Here is a 16,222-nt window from a genome sequence, read left to right on the forward strand (position 1 = left end):
GCGCACCTCAGGCCTAGAGGCTCTTCATGAAGAACAGCCAACGGATGAAGAACGTCAGGGCCAGCGCCCCCTCGAGCGCATCGCCGATGGACGCCTTGTCGATGAAGACAAGCAAGCCCGTGCAGATCAGATACTGGAGCAGCACGGCCCAAGTCCACGACCCGAGTTGTCCGGCCGGTAGGGAAGCCTTCACGGCTTCGGCGATCCCCTGACTCGCCGCAGCACCACAGACAAACACGAAGACTGACAGGATCGACATCGCCACTCCGAATGTTGCAATCCCCATAGGCTAGTGAGACCGGGCGACAGGTCGTGTCGTTTCAGGAGCGTTCGGCATCGTCTTTCCGAGACGGCAAGAGATAGCGCGAGATTTCCGCCTCCAGATCGGACTGGAGCTGTGCCGGCTCGACGATCCGCAGGTGAGGAATCCAGTATCGGACGATAGGCAGGATCTCGTTGGGATGCCCCACCGTGGCGACGAGCCGGAGGGAGCCATCGGCAGCCACGGCCTCCACCACCTGGTTGGCGATCAGGTTCCGCCGCTGGAAGTAATGGGCCGCGGGAGCCGCGACGTCGAGGACGATGCGCAGCATGGTCTCGGACTGCCACAGACCCTCGTCCGTCTCCAGACGCTGCTCGATATCGGGGCTTCGCACGAACGATGACGCCTTGACCAGCACATCGCGCACCCGCGAGAAGCCGAACGTCTTCAGACGACCATCGTGCACCGCGGCGAGATACCACACGCCCTTCTGATTGAGCATGCGGTAGGCAGCGACATCGTCATAGGACTTGACGGCCCCGCCCGCTTTTGCTGAAAAGTCGAAGCGCACATGCCGGCGATTGGTGACGGCCTGAAACAGAAGCTCAAAGGTCGAGGCATGTTCGGCCACGTCCTCGTAGTGGTGCCCCCGCACGAGCAGCGGTGAGGCCTGGTCCTCGCGCAGCAGCTCCCGTACGAAAGCATGCGAGAGCGTCGGAAAGAGCCCGGCGGTGCCCGAGGCCATCGCGAAGCGCTCCATGTCCTTGGTGCTCAGGCGCCCAAGCACGGTTGGATTCATCCGGTACCGGCCCTCCTCCTTAACCAAGTCCAAGTAGGCGAAGCGTTGGTTGAGATCCCGCTGCACGGTCCTCAGGTCAACCCCAAATTCCGCGGCCAATGCGCGAGGCTCCAGCTGCTCCCCCCGGTTGAGCTTCACCAGAATTTCAGTCAGCCGGTAGACCAGCGTGTCATGGCCTTGGCGCGCGCGCGGGGACGAAGTCATCAATCCGATTCTGCGTCACGCCCAACGACGCCCCGACGAGGTTCACCTTCGCGATAGCGCGCAGCGATCGCCGCTCGGCGACCGCTATGCTTGCGCGCATGAAATCCTTCGCCTCCTACCGCCTGCTGCTCATTGCGGTGCTTGTGGCCGTCGTCTCCTGTGCATGGCTTCCATGGCTGAACGAGTCGGCGGACACGCACACCCGCCAGGGCCTGAAGCGTTCGCTGACGACCTTCGCTGCGGCGCGCGCACTGGGTGCAGCACTGTCCGTTGTGCAGGGAACGGAACTGAGCATCGAGCCGATCGGCATTGGCGTCACGATGACCCCGGGGCAGATGCTCCGACCGATCAATGAACTCGTGGACAAGTTCGCGGGCATGATGCTTTTCGCCAGCGTCGCTTTCGGCGTGCAACTCCTGCTGCTTCAGTTTGGTGGCCACGTGGCCGTGGCCGCCGCACTCACCGTCGTCATGCTGGTTTGGGCCACGCTCCGGTGGCGCGGAACCGGCGGTGCAGCGATGCGCTGGCTCCAGCCGGCGCTTGTCATCCTGCTGATGGCCCGCTTCGCGGTTCCACTCACGTCGCTCGTCAGCGAAGGGGCGTACCACGCGTTCATGAAGCCGGGCTACGAAACGGCCTACCTGACGATCGAGGGCTCGGCGAAAGCCGTTCCGGGCGCCACCTCGGAATTGCCCGAATCTAAGGGTGGCATATTCGAGCGCTTCAGAACTCTGAAGAACAAGGTGTCCGAGTTGCGTGAAAGCTACCGGGCCCTCGGCGAAGCGGCGAAGCTATGGACGGATCGGATCGTCGACCTGATCGCCATCTTCGTCGTGCAGACCGTCTTGGTTCCGCTCGGCTTCCTTTGGCTGTGCTGGCGGCTCGCAAGGACCCTCACTTCTCCGGGAACAGCAAGGACTTACGCGGCTACAAGAAGCACTTTTGCTGGAAGCGCCTGACCTAGCGCGTACCGGTCGCTTGCTTGATGCGCACGCTCGTGGAGAGAGCACAGAGCAGTGCGCGAACAAAAGAAAAACAGGCCAACGCGCCGGCACTGCGCGCCCGACACTTTCAACATCGCGAATAGTAGGCGACCATGGACATGCCTGCGCGATCGAGGGAGGATCTTCTTCCTTGTCTGACCGCCGCGGCGCCGCCCCGCAGAGGCCGCGCCCACCTCAGTTGTCAAAAGGGCGCGGACGCGTTCTCACAAACACAAGATCGCGCGCCATCATGAAATCAAAGCCGCCGGCAAGGGCGGCCATTCAGCGCAGCGTTTTTTGGCATGGGCAGTGTGCGTAGGAGCTGCCGTTAGGTCGATCAAATTCTGGACTTGCTTGCGACCCGTCCAGAAGCATGTTCAAGTCTTCTCAAGGCACACTTGCACGGCGTGTCTACACGCGACGCAGACTGTCGCACTACGTCCAAGAATTCCGTTGTCACCTACTTCGGGAAACCTCCTTGCTCCAAATCATCGACATTCAAGCGCATCGCTGCCAAGTAAATCCTCATCCGACGCCTGAAGGGCATTGGGTCGGCTTGGTCTTCAAGAATGCATTCGGGACGCACGTGCTCGAACTGAATGGCCGCAAGCCCTTGCCAGACCATGATGCTCAACTGCGCGCGGACCTGGAGTTCCTGCTGTGGGACTACGGTCTGCTGTCACAGCAGGACAGCGAATCCCCCGAGGAGCGAATCCGAGTGGCGCAAGATCTATGGCGCACCGACTGCAATCATGTCCACGCGCGCCGCTACATGGAACAGTTGGGCGTCGCTGCCGGCGCCGAAGCGGCATCGCTAGCGTTGCACATGCCCAAGTCCAGCGGACAGCCTGACGTTTGAACGCGCTAGCAGGGATTCGCGACGGCGGAATCTTGTGCCCGAAGGTTGGGCCCTTCTAGCAATCGCCTGTGGGTTTCGGGCAATGGGTCACATCAGGATGAGGTGACCAAACAACATGCGACTCAATTTGTCGCGTCAGCGGCCGAAAATTTAGGCTTAGAAGGAGCTTGGATGACCGACACCCTGTACCGCGCCGTAAAGACACTGTCGGCGACCGAAGCCGAGACGATCCACCGTTGGCGCCCAACTGTCCGCCTGCCGTCCAACGTGCCGTACATCGTGGACAACCTCTGGGAGTACCTGCGGCCAGCTGACATGCCTTGCCGCCGGCACGCGGTCTATGCCAGCCCCTCGGCCGAACTGGCTGTGCAGTGTGCAATCCAACAGTCCACTCCGCTCCCGACTGCCTATGTGGTCGCGATCATCGGCGCCTACGTTGTCGCTCAGCTGGATGTGGAGGACGCGCGCCAGCATGCTGACCTGCGCGCCGTCCGGACGATGGTGCAGGAGCGGCAGCAGGAATGGGCCGAGCAGCCTTGGGACACGCGCTTGCGGCTCGGCATCCTATTCGCGCCGGGCGCGACCAAGGCCGAGTGGGAGAAGGTAATCCGTGAGGACGCGGTGGTGGCGGGGGTTGTTGCCAAGCTGTCCAGCCTTTCCAAGTTCTGGGCCTCGGCCCATGCGCCCGTGGCCTCGTCCAGCGGCGAGATGTTTTTCGAACTGCAAGACGATGCGACTTACCAGTTGCGGCCGCTGGTTGCCGCATGAGCGCCATCGTCCCGGCGGCGGTGACGCCGCGGTACCTGACCAAGAGCCGCTTCAAGCTCGCCCTTGAATGCCCGACAAAGCTTTTCTACACGGGCAAGGCCCGCTATCAAAACAACGCGCTGGACAACAGCTTCATGCAGGCGCTGGCGGAAGGGGGCTTCCAAGTCGGCGCATTGGCTTGCCTGATGTACCCGGGCGGCATCGAGGTCACAGAAGCGGGCCACGCGGCACAGCTAGCTCGCACGCAAGAACTGCTGCAGCGCGACGAGGTCACGATCTATGAGGCCGCGCTGCAGGCCCGGGGCCTGTTCGTGCGGGTCGACATCCTGCGCAAGTCGGGCAATCAGATCGAGCTCATCGAGGTCAAGGCCAAGTCGTATGACCCGCAGGAAGACGGCAACTTCCGCAACAAGCAGGGCAGGCTGAAGCCGGGCATGCTGCCGTACCTGCAGGACATCGCCTTCCAACGGCATGTGGCATCGCTCGCCCATCCGCAGTTCCAGCTTCGCTGCTCCCTGTTGCTGGCGGACAAGTCAGCCGTCGCGACCGTGGATGGCCTGAACCAGCGCTTTCGCATAAAGCGCGATGGTGGCCGATCCCATGTGGAGGTGGCGCATGACACCGACCTTTCACAGTTGGGCGCGCCGCTCTTGCGCGCCGTGCCCGTGGACGAGCAGGTGGACGAGATCCTGGAGGGCGAGCTGTACGTGGGCGGTCAGGAAGAACCGTTCGCGTATGCGGTCGAGCGGCTCGCCGTGGCATACCAGTTGGATCAGCGTCTCCCAGCCAAGCCCGGCGTCCACTGCGCAAGCTGCGAGTTCAAAGCCGCCGCGCCCCCGGCTGCTGGCGAGCCCCGCAGCGGCTTCCACGAATGCTGGAGCGAGGCCTTTGGTTGGCAGGCATCCGACTTCACTGGGGGCACGGTGCTGGACCTCTGGAACTCGCGGAAGAAGGCCCAGCTGATGGCCGCTGGCGTGCGCAAACTGCGCGACATCACGATGGCCGATCTTCCGCTCGACGATCCCACACCGGGCGCCGACGGCCTCAGCCGCGAACAACGCCAGTGGTTCCAGTGCAGCGGCCAGTGGCCAGAGGGCGGGGAGCAGTACGTCGACACCGCGGGCCTGAGCCGTGTCATGGCGAGCTGGAACTATCCCTTGCACTTCATCGATTTCGAAACCAGCGCAGTCGCCATTCCCTTCGACCGCGGTCAGCATCCGTACCAGACCACTGCCTTCCAGTTCTCCCACCATGTCATGCACGCCGATGGCCGTGTCGAGCATAAGAGTCAGTTTCTGGAAGCACGGCCGGGCGTTCCTCCCAGCCTGCCGTTCCTCCGCGCGCTGCGTGATGCGCTGGGTCAGGACAAGGGCACTGTGTTCCGCTGGTCAACGCACGAGAACACCGTGCTGAATCAACTGGCGGACGTGTTGCGCGCCATGGCCGCACCACCGCCGGACGCGGAGGCGCTGATCGCCTTCGTCGGGACGTTGACCGAACGCAAGATCGACAACGTGAAGGTCTTCGGGCCACGCAGCATGGTCGATCTGTGCGTGCTGGCGGAGCGGAACTACTTTCACCCGGAGACGCAGGGCAGCTGCTCGCTCAAAAAGGTGTTGCCGGCATTGATGCAGAGCTCGGCCCGGCTGCGGGAGCTCTATGGCGAACCGTTGTACGGTGAGGGTGCGCAGATCACCAGCCTGAACCACCAGACGCCCATGCCTTGGTGGGTGCAACGAGATGGCTGCATCCTTGATCCATACGAGCTGCTGCCCCCTGTGTTTGCCGACCTGCCGGTCGACGCTCGTGCCGAGCTCGAAGGCAGCTCTGATGCGGAACTGCGCTCAGGCGGCAGCGCCATGACCGCCTACGCGCGGCTGCAATTCGAAGACCTCGCCCCACGCGAGCGGGAGTCGATCGAAGCCGCGCTGCTGCGTTACTGCGAGCTGGACACGCTCGCCATGGTCATGGCAGTCCAGGCCTGGCAGGCCTGGGTGGACGAAGCCGCACGCTGATTCACGCTTATGCCGAAACGATCCAACAATCTCGACACCTTGCTGATGTCTCTGGAGATGCTCAAGCGCATCCCACGAGGCCGCAGGATCTCGGCGCCCGAGCTTCAGGAACAGCTTCGCGACATCGGCTTCGATCGCGACTTGCGAACCATCCAGCGTCAGTTGGAGGTGCTGACAGGTCATTTCGAAATCGAGCGCGATGACCGCAGCAAGCCCTATGGCTACCGCTGGAAGGAGCTGAGCAAGGGCTTGTCGCTACCGGGCCTGAACGAGCAAGAATCGGTGCTTCTGACGCTGGCCGAGCAGCACCTGCGCAACCTGCTGCCGGACAACCTCATGCGGTCGATGGAGGGCTTCTTCAGTCATGCCAAGTTGCGGTTGGAGGATGAGAAGTCCAACAGCGCCAGGATGTGGCAGCACAAGGTGCGGGTGGTGAGCACGACGCAGCGGCTGCTGCCACCCAAGATGAAGAAGGAAGTATTCCAGGCGGTGAGCAATGCGCTGTATGCGGACCACTGGCTGGAGGTGACCTATGTGAATGCAGGGGGCGAGCTGACGGAGTCAAAGGTGATGCCGCTAGGAATGGCGCAGCAGGGCACGCGGTTGTTGCTGGTTTGCAGATTTGAGGGGTACGACGATGAGCGTTCGCTTTCGGTGCACCGCATTCGTGCTGCCAAAGACACCCGCTTGACATTTACACGGCCGCCAGACTTCAGCCTAGAACGCCATGAGGCCGAGGGGCGGTTTGGCTTTAGCACGGGGAAACACATCAAACTCGTGTTCTGTCTGCCGAAGCTGGCGGGCGTGCACCTCACTGAATCGCCGTTGGCAGAAAACCAAACGTTCATATCGACTGAGGATGGGTACCAGTTTGCCGTGACGGTTACGGAATCCGAGCAGCTCAAGTGGTGGCTGCGCGGATTTGGGCGCGATCTTCACCTCGTCCGCCCTCGAGGCTATTTAGACACATAAGAGAGCCAGCCTCGGTTCGCGCAACGCCGAGCACCACTTGGCAACGTAAGTGCCGGCTCTCTAAATGCCGCCGTTGCGGATCCTAGTGTCCTTGCTACGTACGTGGAGAGCGATGTGATGTATGCGGCGCGGCGACAGCCCCAACGTGAGAGAAACGCTTATGTTAAGTAGTAGGGTTGGAGGCCGTGAATCTACTGCGTTGGCAAGATGGCGTCCGTACAACGGCCGGTGCCGCAACGCCATCGTTATTTGACGAGTTCGATCAATCGCTGACGCATGTCAGCATTCTGCAGGAGCTGCGCGGCTTCGGTGATGCTGAGCTCGATCATCTGGCGCAGCGGTTGCCACGTAAGGGCCGATATGTCCCTCTCGCGATAGACGAACTTCGTCGATCCGAAGAATCGACGCTCTCCAAAAACTCCATGCTGCTCTCGATTGCCACCCAACCACCCGCCTGCATCCGGGTCTTCGGCGATTGCACGCAACAACTGCTCCGTCGACAAGGACGCCGCAATGTAGTGACGATACAAGCCCCCTTGAATCTGGACACCCAGCCTGACCGCGTTGTTGCCATTATTGCCAGCCGCAGGGCATTGCTTCACATACTCAATGTTAAAACCCGGCGTTCCACGGGTCAGAATTGTCTCAGCGTGAAGGCGAAAGCCGTGCAACTCGTGATCAAGCAACGACCTGAAAAGCATTTTTTGCATAACGCTGTAGGCTTGCTTGCCGACGAGGTCATGCAGCCGAGCATCAATGAAACGCTTGTGGCACGCAGATCGGTGAACCGCACTTAGCGCAACATTACCTTCGTCCGCGCAGAAGCTGGCGGAAACTTCCCTCTGTACTTCATCGACGATCTGACACAGCCTCTTCGTCGAATCGAGATAGTCTTTAACAATCGCAGTGAATAATCCCTGAGGTCGTTCGGAATGCTCGTGTAGTGCACTGTCGAACGCTTGAATCATCGCGTTCATGATGTCGATCGGCTGTTCGACCTGCCACGGCGAGTTGTCTACCAGTTCGGCATCTGCGCCGGGAGCGATCAACAGCAGCCGCGCAGAACCTGCGGCACCAGCGAGTGCAGGTTTTAGGCGGTTATCGATGAGTTGATCGTCGGCATTGACGGATGGAGGGTAGGCCCAGAACTTAACGCCGGTATGTTCCGCGTGGTCGAGTTGGACCTGCACTCGTCCCCAGTCGCTGCAATATGTGTCTGGGGCCAACTTGGCGGGCTGAGGCAAATCAAAGGTCAAGCCGTCCAGAAGCTTTTGGGTGTAGCTGTCTAACTGCAGGCGTGTCGGTATCGCCTTAAGCTTTACCTCCACAACCACGCAACGTGTGCCCACCTCCGGAAGACCAACGGTGTTCTTTCGCTTCCTCGATACTTTCGCGAATTCCTGCGCACCGATTTGAGGCGCCATGAGAGTTTGACCAGCTGGAGTATCCGGTGCCGCGATGACGACGAGATCGAGGTTGTTCTTTTCGCGCCATACCCAAACTCGAGAGGGAACCACCTCACCAAAAAGGCTTTCGAGCAGACTGCCGCGGACTGCGTGCGCAACAGGACGATCGTCCTCTTCTAGGTCGTCCGGATTGATCTCGAGAATGAAAGCCCAAAAGTTGGTATGAAATAGCTCTCTTCCGCCTCGCGACATTGAAAAGACGGGTGACTTCTTCAAGTCGCCAAGATGGAGCGCCGCTTGATTGAACATGACTTTCCTTTGAACCCGTTGACAACTACTTCTGCGGAGGCCCAGCACAACCCTAATGCACAACCCAGTCGCGCCACGCATGAGCCGGCACCACTATTGCCGGCATCACGAATTTACAGTACTACATCAGAAGCCGCGCAGGCGTTCGCAGTCGAGTGGCATGAAGACGCTTCGATGTCGATGGATCGACAGCGCGATTGGGGTACATGGGTAGTTGTTAGAGAAAGCCGACGTGCTGGCCCGTGGCGCCGGACTTGGCACGGTGCTCGGCCTGCAGCTCGTCCAACCAAGCAGAAGTGGGGAGCTCCAGCGTGCGGATACGACGTGCCGCGTTGGCGTAGTCGCCCGGCGTCAGCCCCTCCAAGCGGTCCAACTGCCGCCGTGTAGCTTCATCGATGGGCAGTGCATCCGGGGGCCCTTCAGCTCGCCAACCATGGGCCAGTTCGGCGTACAGCTCCAAGCGCTGCTGCTGGTGCAGCGGCTGAAACTCCAGCCGAAAGGTAAATCGCCGCATCAGCGCCGAGTCAAAGTCGTTGGCGTGGTTTGTCGCACACACGAAGATGCCTTCGAACAGCTCCAGCCAGCGCAGGAACTCGGCTGTGACCGCGCGGTCAGCGCGATGACCAGCCTGCTCGCGCGCGCTCAACAGGATCTCGGCTTCGTCAAGAAACAGAAGCTCGGTATGCGGATCGCAGTCGCGAAACATGCGCGCCACATTGCCTTCGGATTCGCCATACCACTTGGAGTTGATGTCGGACGCCGTGCGCACGACCAGCCTCCTGCCAAGGCGCGTGGCGAGCTCGGCGGCCAGCTGAGTCTTGCCTGTGCCAGGCGAGCCGGAGAACAGCAAGGCGGTGCCAGAGCCCGGACCCGCCGCCGCGCTCACGCGCTCCAGCGAGCGGACGACCGCTTCCGGTGCAGCGTTGCCTTTAATGTTCAGGTACCGCAGGTCGAAACGGGTGCTGCGCGGCGGGGCGACCGCCGGCGACACTTTGCCACTGGCCTTAAGGTGCGATTCCAAGACGAAGCGCACGGCGGCATTAGCATCCATGCCCGTCTGCTGCCCCAGGGTTGCGAATCGGGCAGCTGCGTCCAGATGCGCAGGCGTGACCTCGGGCATTGCCGAAGCGAAGTCGATGGTGGCTTCATTGCAGTTCAGCGCACCGAGGCGCTGCTGCGCGATAGCGCGCCGCAACGCGTACGGTGTGGCCGGAAACTCCAGACAGCAGGAGAAGCGGCGCAGGTAGGCCGGATCGAGCTGCGTAATGCGGTTGCTGATCCAGATCACCGGCGCGCTGTTGCTCTCCAGCAGGTTGTTGATCCAGGCCTTGCTCCCGCCGTTCGATTGGAAGAGGCCGGCCAGCGGGTGGTTGTAGTCGCTCTGGAAGATGTCTTCCGCTTCGTCGAGCACGATGACTGAACGGCCCGCCTGTCCGACGAAGCTCTGGCTGAGCTGCAGGCTGGCAAGGCGCTCCGAGCGGGTGGCCTCGCCGCCGTCTTCATCAGTCTCGTCGACGCAGAACGCACTGGCGCCCAACTCGACGATCAAATCTCGCACGAACGCGGTCTTGCCCGTCCCAGGAGAGCCGTACAACAGAACGTTGATCCCGCGCTCGCGGCGCTCCAGCGCGCCGCTGAGAGCCGCTTTCAAAAGCTGTCGCTGGCTGTGTAGGTGAGGCCAGTCCAGCTGTGTGGCGGTTGAGGCAGGCATAGGTGTCAGGACAGAGCGCGCCATTGCCTGCTCGTCTTCGAATGGCGTGCTCATCAGGCGTTCGCCGGTGCCGCTCAGGCACAGCAGATCCTCAAGGTCGATGCGACTGCGACCGGTGCTCAAGGCATTCAGCAGCCCGCAGCGAGCGATCACGCTGTTGCGTCCAAACAGACGGGCCAGCGCGCTGACACTGACATCCAACAACGCCTCCAATGCACGCGTCATGCGCGATGCCGAATCAACAAAGGCGAACAGCGATCGGTCGATGCTGCTGTGCGAGCAGGCCGTGACCAACCGCAGCAGCCGCGACTCCGCTGTCGTCAAGCCGATCAGGAGGGTCAACATCTCCAGGTTGCGGTCACCGTGGTACGAGCGGTCCGCCACGAACTTGTGGAGAGACTTCAGCATCTTGTCCGACAGGGCCCGAAATCGCGGGAGATCGCGTGACATGCCTTCGCCGAGCGCAGTCAGAACGCATTTGTTCAGATAGAGCGCCGTTTCGGTATCCGGTTGCAGACAGGGCTCACGGCCAGCGGCAATCTGGTCCCGGCTGTGGCCTTGCAATGCAGTCTTAAAGGCGCGCTCGTGCTTTCGCGCGACGGGAGCCAGCGCTGCGCCGAGATCGTCCCAGCTGGCCTCACGAAAGGCAATGCCGGACCGCCGCACGCAAATCAACAGTGCCAGCGCAACGCGTGCATTCGGCACGGCAAGCGGATCTGCTTCGTGAAAATTCCAAAGGTTCTGATTGACGCGGCGAACTGCCATAGACGCTCCTGTTTGCTGCTAAGAGCGTGATGCTCGTGAGCCCTGCGACAGGATGTGTCGCAGAAACAGAAGACGAACGCCATGGCATACGCTAGACGACGCCTAATGTCGCTCTCGGAGCGAAGCTTGAGACTCCGTCCAACACTGGAGCTCCGATGCCTGCCTTCGTTCTTCTCCTCGTTCTCGCTTTGCCGCAAGGAGTGAGTTCGCTCTCCCAGGTCTACGAGGACCGAGCGGCCTGTGAGACCGCCAGTGCTCAGATCCGCGAGCGTCTCGTCACTGGACGGGTTGTCCTGCTGCTCTGCACTTCACGCATGTGAGCCCTTATCCACATCTCCCGGACAGCTTAGGCACAACTTAGTGCGCTAGGGAGTCGAAAGCGATAGAACACGCCGCGGCCGGTGCGACGCAGCATGTCGTACGAGCAGTGAAGATCCGATCATGAACACCACGCTCCAACCTCATCAAACCCAGCCACCTCAAACGCTCATAGAAGACATGCGAAGCGCGCGACGCGTGGTCGTCCTCACCGGGGCAGGGATGTCTGCTGAGAGTGGCATTCCTACGTTTCGAGATTCCACTGACGGAATGTGGGCTCAGTTTGATGTACGGTCACTGGCGACTGCTGCAGGGTTCCAACGCGATCCCGCTTTGGTCTGGAGTTGGTATGAGAGCCGTCGCAAAAATGTGGCCGATGCGCTGCCGAACCCGGGCCATCTTGCGCTTGCCTGCTTGGCCGAACTACCGTGGATAGAAGAACTGACTGTCGTCACTCAGAACGTGGACGACCTGCATGAGCGGGCGGGTTCGACTCCCGTGCACCACTTGCATGGAAGTCTTTTTGCGCCGCGTTGCTTCTCATGCCATCGCCCTCATGTGCGCACCGACAGTGACAGCACCGGAACAGAAGTCGAAGGGCCGCTCGGACTACCGCTGTGCCGGACCTGTGGCGGCTTCATCCGTCCTGGCGTCGTCTGGTTTGGTGAAAGCCTACCGGAGGACGTTTGGATGGCATCGATGGCTGGCATCGCGCGCGCCGACTTGATGCTCGTCGTTGGTACCTCTGGCCAAGTGCACCCAGCAGCGCTGCTTCCAGAGACGGCTCGCCGACATGGCTGCGCAGTGTGGGTGCTCAATCCGGACGAGAGCGCAGCCAGTCATCTCGACGATTTTTGGCCAGTGACTGCGGCTCATGGATTGCCATCTGTTTTGGCACAACTGCGTTTGGACGAACGCACCGTGAATCAAGGTGGCGAATGACACACTGGCTGGACGTCTCGACGCTCGCCCACAAAAATTCGCCTATGAAATATTCTGACTTCATTCTTAGTAAGGACGAGCTTGACCAACTCAACAGGCTACTAACCGCCCGCGCGAAGGCACATCGAGATGCAAACGAGGATTCTTGGTCAAGCGTCACGGTAGTGTTTGAGTTCTCCAGCGTACTTGGCCGCAGCATAGGAGTCCAAGTCGACGGAACTGTAACGATCACCTATTTGGACAAGGAGAGCAACGGCCAATGGTGAACTGCAATCGATGCGGTGGAACCGAAATCTCGCCCGAGAGCCGTCGGCTGGTACTACATCGACGAGATACGGTAGAGGGGGCGATCGCCCTTGCAATCGCTGCCGCGGTTTCCGCCTGATCGTGTTTTGGTCGGCTCATTGACGGTTTAGGCTCTGCCTGCATCGGCCGGCGCCTGGATGCTGGTGTAAAGCCTGTACACGTGGCGCTTCGTGCCGATGCTGATCCGACCGCGTATGCATCAGCACCCATAAACCCGGGTGGTTCAGCGGTGCGCCGCAGAACACCGCTCGCCACGCATGCAAGCTCGTTTCGCCAGCGATTCACTAGGGCATCATTCTTTTCTCATCGACCACTTGCGGCCCCGCTAGAAACCGCTCGACAGCCGTCAGCACCAGCAACTGCTTCGCATCCTCGATGCGTGCCCTGGAGCCATCAGTCGACACGTTCCCGTGCGATCAGCACCAGGCTGCGTTGTCCTGCTTCTCCGGCGGCAAAGGCATCTTGGTCGTTGGATCCACACCGGGCTTGTGCATGCGGCCCATCAACGATGCGCGTTCGCGTTGATGGTGAGCTTCGTGTAGCTGTCGACCGTCTCGCCGACTCCGAATCGGTCCATCGGCTCCACAGACCTGCCACGCCCTACGGCATGCCGTCGGGGCGGCGGAATTGCCACCAGACGTTCTTGCCGGTCTCCCAATTCGGCTCGTCAAAACTTGAGGCCGGCACGATGCAGCGCTGCCCGGCTCGCCAGGCGCTGCTGAAGGTCGGCCGGCCGTTGGCCAATTCGGTGCGCGCATTTACCGTCTTGTGGCGCTTGGACTTCTCGCCCGGACCGCGCGGCCGGCTCATTTGGGATGCGCGTCTGGCGCTCGGGCGGAATCAATCCCCACTGGCCCATGCCAACTCGCGCGAGCCGTCGTCGGAAGAGTTGCGCAGGAACGGCCCGGTCGCCAGCGGAATGAGATTGCGCTGGCTCGGAAAATGGGTGTTGGGCGTGCGTGCGCTTATGTGCCAGTACGCTTCTATTTCTCGAGGTACTGGGGAGATGTAGTAGGTGCAGATGGTCCACATGCTACGGGCTGGAGCCATTCAGCGGCCGCCTGGGTGGGCGAAAGCGCACGCAGGTGTGCGTTATGCGATAGGTCCTTCGCAACCTCTTCCAAGACATCCGGATCGACTGTGCGCCAGTGCTGCTGCAGCCGGTGCGCACAGGCTGCGATCCAGATTTCAGGGGTGTCGTCGTTCATGGCGCCATGCTAGCCATATACATGGATGCATGTACAGTATTCCGCTTTCCGCCGCCGAGCCCATCGTGGAGCCCGTGCGGCTCCCGTTGCCAGTGGTCGAAGGCAAGTTGCGCGCGGGCTTCCCGTCTCCCGCAGACGACTTCGCGATCAAGCGCCAGGATCTCATCGACCTGCTGATCACGCATCCTCTCGCCACCTTCTACTGGCAGGTCAGCGGGCAGTCCATGGTCGAAGCCGGTATCGGCGACGGCGACCTGCTGGTGGTCAACCGAGCCATCACCCCGATGCACCGCCACATCGTGGTGGCCCAGGTCGATGGCGACTTCACCGTGAAGTACTTCTACAAGCGCGGCGGCCGCGTGAAGCTCACGACGGCCAATCCGACCTTCCCGGAGATCACCTTCAAGGAGGGTCAGCAGCTGATCATCTGCGGCGTCGTCACCGCCGCCATCAAGCGCTTCGTGAAATAGGGCGCCGCCGTGTACGCGCTCGTCGACGGCAACAACTTCTACGTGAGCTGCGAGCGGGTGTTCCGCCCGAGCCTGCAGGGCCGACCGGTCATCGTGCTCAGCAACAACGACGGCTGCGCGATCGCCCGCAGCAACGAGGCCAAGGAGCTCGGCATCACGATGGGCGCGCCCTGGTTCCAGATCCGCCAGACCCTGCCCGATGCGGGGGTGGTCGCGTTGAGCGCTAACTTCACGCTCTACGGCGATATGAGCAACCGGATGATGGCGATCGCCGCCGGCCTGGGGCCCGGCCAGGAGATCTACAGCGTCGGACTTATACCTAAAACAGACATAGATGCATTACGAGAAGCAAATTCACCTGTGGATAAGTCCTTTGCTTCAACTATGGTACATAGCAGTGCTTTACATAGTTTGCCAGCCGGGCTGTAGGGGGCCGCAGTTAATGAGCCTTGCTCGAAGTTAATGAGCCAGGCGGGTCGCAGTTCGTGAGCTTTTCCCAGAAGGGGCCGCTGTGGCATCCTCCGGCCGGCCGCCTTCGGCCGATTCGGTTGAAAAACTCTGCCGCAGCGTTCACAGCGTCTCGGCGGCGAAAAACGACCATCGCGACTCGGGGAAGGGTTTGAGTACTCCGCGGATGTGCCCAGAGGGGCCGCACCGGAGTTTTTCAACCGAATCGGCCAAAAGCGGTCGCTTGTGACTGTCCGCTCACAGGGAGACGGTCAAGCACCGCCTCTGCAAGGCAGAGATGCTTGGCCTGATATCCTGTCTTCATGCGTGCCATCCTCGGCCTCCTTCTGTCTCTGCTGTTCGCGGTTCATACCGCGTACGCCGCAAGCCCACGGCAGCATGACTGCTGCGAGGTGACTTGCGGGGATACCCACTGCGTTCCTGCTAGCTGCGTTTGTCAGTCGGTAAGCCTTCCTGCCTCTGTGGCCGAGCACCTTCGGCATGTTGCGGACGCCTTGACGGTGGCATCCCTATTCGTGAACCTGGGAACGAGGATCGAAGACATATGGCGACCGCCTTGGGCGCGAGCTTGACCAATGTTTTCTCCTTCACTCAACCAAACGGATCAATCATGAAAAAGCTACTTGCAATCTTCGCCCTTACGTTGGCCTCCACTGCAGTTTTCGCTACGCAGCCCTGCTGCGACGGTGGCGACTGCTGCGACGAGGTCACGATGCCCTGCTGCGAATAAGCAGCGCGGTAGCCAGCTAGCCTGGCAACCCTGAAAGGCTGGCACCTTGGTGCCGGCCTTTTTTGTTCCGGGGGCCACCAGGATGGCGCCGAGACAGAGGCGAGCTACGCGGCTTTAGCCACGTGGCGTGCCGTTGTTTTTGGGTCTCTCGCCGTGCGCGTGGCCGCCATGGCCATGGCCGCGGTGCATGAAGACGTGCATCAGCGGGCAAGCGACCAAGATGGCAAACGGCAGCAGCGCAAGCAAGTGGTCCCTGTGGGCGATCCAGAGGTAGACGCTGGCGACCACCGCGACAAGGGTCGCGAAGATGCCGAAAGGCGTCTTCCAAAAAGAAGGGCGTGCGTGCTGCTGGTCCATAAGGGGCTTCTGTCCTAGCTACAGCATGAGCTGCGGACGGTAGTCGCTCCTTGACCAATCGCAACCGCGGGCGCCTTTTTCGGCCCGCAGCCGCACCCACAACCACGGGATGCCCGCGGACCTGCGGGCGGGGCGGACTCGGCCTGGACCTCCTCAGGCGTGTATCCGGCGTCGTGGATAGCTCCGAGCAAGACCGCTGCTGCCATTTCGCCGGTCACATGGACGAGCTTGCGCGGAATGTCGACCTCAACGCGGGCTGACCTGTCGACCGAGGTGACTGCCTTAGTGATTGTGCTGGCGCAGTGCCCGCACGTCATGTCGTTGATTTTGAAGCTGACCATTGCTTTCTCCAGTTCCGGTTGGTGGAGGA

15 protein-coding genes and 1 pseudogene are annotated in these 16,222 nt (G+C 61.2%); 9 read left to right on the forward strand and 7 right to left on the reverse strand.

Annotation, left to right across the window (positions count from 1 at the left end; all coding sequences use genetic code 11):
• Positions 1-13: 13 nt before the first annotated feature.
• Both ACSFA0_RS19600 and ACSFA0_RS19605 read right to left on the reverse strand, forming a co-directional pair.
• On the reverse strand, positions 14-259 hold the full coding sequence (locus tag ACSFA0_RS19600; RefSeq protein WP_435451963.1) for a hypothetical protein: 246 nt from the start codon (positions 257-259) through the stop codon (positions 14-16).
• A gap of 61 nt (positions 260-320) precedes the next feature.
• Entirely contained in the window at positions 321-1,265 is a 945-nt protein-coding gene (locus tag ACSFA0_RS19605; protein ID WP_435451964.1) for a helix-turn-helix transcriptional regulator, read from the reverse strand.
• 98 nt (positions 1,266-1,363) lie between these two features.
• Between ACSFA0_RS19605 and ACSFA0_RS19610 the strand changes: the two genes are divergently transcribed.
• The 5 genes from ACSFA0_RS19610 (at position 1,364) to ACSFA0_RS19630 (ending at position 6,862) form a co-directional block, all read left to right on the forward strand.
• Positions 1,364-2,224, forward strand: a complete 861-nt coding sequence (locus tag ACSFA0_RS19610; RefSeq protein ID WP_435451965.1) for a hypothetical protein — start codon at positions 1,364-1,366, stop codon at positions 2,222-2,224.
• A gap of 502 nt (positions 2,225-2,726) precedes the next feature.
• Complete coding sequence (locus tag ACSFA0_RS19615; RefSeq protein WP_435451966.1) at positions 2,727-3,107, forward strand: hypothetical protein; 381 nt, start codon at positions 2,727-2,729, stop codon at positions 3,105-3,107.
• Between the two features lie 171 nt (positions 3,108-3,278).
• Positions 3,279-3,875, forward strand: coding sequence for a hypothetical protein (locus ACSFA0_RS19620; RefSeq protein ID WP_435451967.1), 597 nt, complete (start codon positions 3,279-3,281; stop codon positions 3,873-3,875).
• Positions 3,872-5,890, forward strand: coding sequence for a DUF2779 domain-containing protein (locus ACSFA0_RS19625; protein ID WP_435451968.1), 2,019 nt, complete (start codon positions 3,872-3,874; stop codon positions 5,888-5,890). The genes ACSFA0_RS19620 and ACSFA0_RS19625 overlap by 4 nt, the downstream gene beginning before the upstream one ends.
• Before the next feature lie 9 nt (positions 5,891-5,899).
• Entirely contained in the window at positions 5,900-6,862 is a 963-nt protein-coding gene (locus ACSFA0_RS19630; RefSeq protein WP_435451969.1) for a helix-turn-helix transcriptional regulator, read from the forward strand.
• A gap of 245 nt (positions 6,863-7,107) precedes the next feature.
• On the opposite strand, the gene ACSFA0_RS19635 is transcribed toward ACSFA0_RS19630, so the two are convergent.
• Together ACSFA0_RS19635 and ACSFA0_RS19640 are read right to left on the reverse strand one after the other, a co-directional pair.
• The gene (locus ACSFA0_RS19635; RefSeq protein ID WP_435451970.1) at positions 7,108-8,577 is read right to left on the reverse strand and encodes a hypothetical protein; all 1,470 of its coding nucleotides are present in this window, start codon (positions 8,575-8,577) and stop codon (positions 7,108-7,110) included.
• 217 nt (positions 8,578-8,794) lie between these two features.
• Positions 8,795-11,053 carry an AAA family ATPase gene (locus tag ACSFA0_RS19640; protein WP_435451971.1) on the reverse strand — a complete coding sequence of 753 codons (2,259 nt, stop codon included), beginning with the start codon at positions 11,051-11,053 and terminating at the stop codon, positions 8,795-8,797.
• A gap of 441 nt (positions 11,054-11,494) precedes the next feature.
• Between ACSFA0_RS19640 and ACSFA0_RS19645 the strand changes: the two genes are divergently transcribed.
• On the forward strand, positions 11,495-12,313 hold the full coding sequence (locus tag ACSFA0_RS19645; protein ID WP_435451972.1) for an SIR2 family NAD-dependent protein deacylase: 819 nt from the start codon (positions 11,495-11,497) through the stop codon (positions 12,311-12,313).
• Complete coding sequence (locus tag ACSFA0_RS19650; RefSeq protein ID WP_435451973.1) at positions 12,310-12,579, forward strand: hypothetical protein; 270 nt, start codon at positions 12,310-12,312, stop codon at positions 12,577-12,579. The genes ACSFA0_RS19645 and ACSFA0_RS19650 overlap by 4 nt, the downstream gene beginning before the upstream one ends.
• 640 nt (positions 12,580-13,219) lie before the next feature.
• On the opposite strand, the gene ACSFA0_RS19655 is transcribed toward ACSFA0_RS19650, so the two are convergent.
• Complete coding sequence (locus ACSFA0_RS19655) at positions 13,220-13,429, reverse strand: SOS response-associated peptidase family protein (RefSeq protein WP_435451974.1); 210 nt, start codon at positions 13,427-13,429, stop codon at positions 13,220-13,222.
• A gap of 427 nt (positions 13,430-13,856) precedes the next feature.
• Between ACSFA0_RS19655 and ACSFA0_RS19660 the strand changes: the two genes are divergently transcribed.
• Complete coding sequence (locus tag ACSFA0_RS19660; RefSeq protein WP_435451975.1) at positions 13,857-14,297, forward strand: LexA family protein; 441 nt, start codon at positions 13,857-13,859, stop codon at positions 14,295-14,297.
• A 9-nt stretch (positions 14,298-14,306) separates the two neighbouring features.
• Positions 14,307-14,606: pseudogene (locus ACSFA0_RS19665) on the forward strand (Y-family DNA polymerase); the annotation flags it as partial.
• A gap of 1,003 nt (positions 14,607-15,609) precedes the next feature.
• Here ACSFA0_RS19665 and ACSFA0_RS19670 read toward each other — a convergent pair.
• Together ACSFA0_RS19670 and ACSFA0_RS19675 are read right to left on the reverse strand one after the other, a co-directional pair.
• Positions 15,610-15,852: a DUF2933 domain-containing protein gene (locus ACSFA0_RS19670; protein WP_435451976.1), complete on the reverse strand. Its 243-nt coding sequence runs from the start codon at positions 15,850-15,852 to the stop codon at positions 15,610-15,612.
• A 14-nt stretch (positions 15,853-15,866) separates the two neighbouring features.
• Positions 15,867-16,193, reverse strand: a complete 327-nt coding sequence (locus tag ACSFA0_RS19675) for a heavy-metal-associated domain-containing protein (protein WP_435451977.1) — start codon at positions 16,191-16,193, stop codon at positions 15,867-15,869.
• Positions 16,194-16,222: the final 29 nt, after the last annotated feature.

Origin of the sequence: Variovorax restrictus (assembly GCF_051216715.1) — a bacterium.
Classification (GTDB): Bacteria; Pseudomonadota; Gammaproteobacteria; order Burkholderiales; family Burkholderiaceae_C; genus Variovorax.

Excerpts from the sequence above, each read along its gene's own strand:
- ACSFA0_RS19600 (WP_435451963.1), bottom strand. The coding sequence starts at position 259 with ATGTCGATCCTGTCAGTCTTCGTGTTTGTCTGTGGTGCTGCGGCGAGT.
- ACSFA0_RS19605 (WP_435451964.1), bottom strand. The coding sequence starts at position 1,265 with ATGACTTCGTCCCCGCGCGCGCGCCAAGGCCATGACACGCTGGTCTAC.
- ACSFA0_RS19610 (WP_435451965.1), top strand. The coding sequence starts at position 1,364 with ATGAAATCCTTCGCCTCCTACCGCCTGCTGCTCATTGCGGTGCTTGTG.
- ACSFA0_RS19620 (WP_435451967.1), top strand. The coding sequence starts at position 3,279 with ATGACCGACACCCTGTACCGCGCCGTAAAGACACTGTCGGCGACCGAA.
- ACSFA0_RS19625 (WP_435451968.1), top strand. The coding sequence starts at position 3,872 with ATGAGCGCCATCGTCCCGGCGGCGGTGACGCCGCGGTACCTGACCAAG.
- ACSFA0_RS19630 (WP_435451969.1), top strand. The coding sequence starts at position 5,900 with ATGCCGAAACGATCCAACAATCTCGACACCTTGCTGATGTCTCTGGAG.
- ACSFA0_RS19635 (WP_435451970.1), bottom strand. The coding sequence starts at position 8,577 with ATGTTCAATCAAGCGGCGCTCCATCTTGGCGACTTGAAGAAGTCACCC.
- ACSFA0_RS19640 (WP_435451971.1), bottom strand. The coding sequence starts at position 11,053 with ATGGCAGTTCGCCGCGTCAATCAGAACCTTTGGAATTTTCACGAAGCA.
- ACSFA0_RS19645 (WP_435451972.1), top strand. The coding sequence starts at position 11,495 with ATGAACACCACGCTCCAACCTCATCAAACCCAGCCACCTCAAACGCTC.
- ACSFA0_RS19650 (WP_435451973.1), top strand. The coding sequence starts at position 12,310 with ATGACACACTGGCTGGACGTCTCGACGCTCGCCCACAAAAATTCGCCT.
- ACSFA0_RS19655 (WP_435451974.1), bottom strand. The coding sequence starts at position 13,429 with ATGAGCCGGCCGCGCGGTCCGGGCGAGAAGTCCAAGCGCCACAAGACG.
- ACSFA0_RS19660 (WP_435451975.1), top strand. The coding sequence starts at position 13,857 with ATGTACAGTATTCCGCTTTCCGCCGCCGAGCCCATCGTGGAGCCCGTG.
- ACSFA0_RS19670 (WP_435451976.1), bottom strand. The coding sequence starts at position 15,852 with ATGGACCAGCAGCACGCACGCCCTTCTTTTTGGAAGACGCCTTTCGGC.
- ACSFA0_RS19675 (WP_435451977.1), bottom strand. The coding sequence starts at position 16,193 with ATGGTCAGCTTCAAAATCAACGACATGACGTGCGGGCACTGCGCCAGC.